The sequence below is a fragment of the Candidatus Hydrogenedentota bacterium genome (assembly GCA_016791475.1).
Classification (GTDB): Bacteria; Hydrogenedentota; Hydrogenedentia; order Hydrogenedentales; family JAEUWI01; genus JAEUWI01.
The window spans coordinates 1-793 of the sequence record JAEUWI010000172.1 but is presented as its reverse complement, the minus strand read 5'-3'; the positions used below and the strand labels follow the sequence as shown (position 1 = coordinate 793).

2 protein-coding genes are annotated in these 793 nt (G+C 67.1%); both read right to left on the bottom strand.

Features of this window, described 5'->3' with window-relative positions:
• Positions 1–293: hypothetical protein (locus JNK74_28520; protein MBL7650133.1), on the bottom strand; the 293-nt coding region annotated here is incomplete at its 3' end.
• 98 nt (positions 294–391) lie between these two features.
• Positions 392–793 (bottom strand): PQQ-like beta-propeller repeat protein (locus JNK74_28515; protein ID MBL7650132.1); only part of this gene is annotated, 402 nt, incomplete at its 5' end.

The following is a 793-nucleotide window of genomic DNA, read 5'->3' as shown; positions in this document are numbered from 1 at the left end:
AGCTGGCGCGTACCCTCGTCCAGGTCGAGGTCGGTGATATCGACGGTGTCGTGCTCTTCCGAGGCCGCGGTCGCCAGCACCTGAGCCGCCTGCTCGATAGTCATAGCGCTATGGGGGGCGGTAGGGGTCTCCGACTCGTCGGCGGGCGGCTCGGGTACGGGGGCCTGCTGCGTCGCGGGCAGCGCGTGGCGCACCTCGGCCAGCTGGCTCTTGGGGGGGACGGCGTCTGGCGCGGGCTCGCTGCTCGCCCACCAGGCCGAGCCATCGGGGGGTTGAGGGTCAGATAGGGCCATAAGGGCTCTCCAGCAACGCAAATCAAAGGCACCAGACCCGCAGGGCCACCCTCATAGGGCGCTCGCGGCCTTCATCCTTCATCCTTCATCCTTCATCCTTACGCCTTGAGGGCGTACACCTTATGGTCCATCGAGCCGATATAGACCACGCCCTCGACCACAACAGGCGAGGAGACGACGGCGCCGCTTGTGGCGTGCTTCCAGATCAAGGTACCCTGGCCGGCGTCGAGACAGTAGACATTGCCGTCGACCGCGCCGAAGTAGACCCGCCCGCCCTCGACGCGCGGCGACGAGGTGATCTGGCTACCGACATCGTGCTTCCAGACGAGGCGGCCAGTCTTCGCGTCGAGGGCGTAACACATGCCGTCGACGCCGCCGATGAAGACGCGCGTGCCCACCACAAAGGGCGACGAGTTTACGTAGTGGCCGGTGCGAAAGCGCCAGGCGGGCCAGCCGCCCTCGGCGTCAAGGGCGTAGACGTTCTGGTCGAGCGAGCCGAC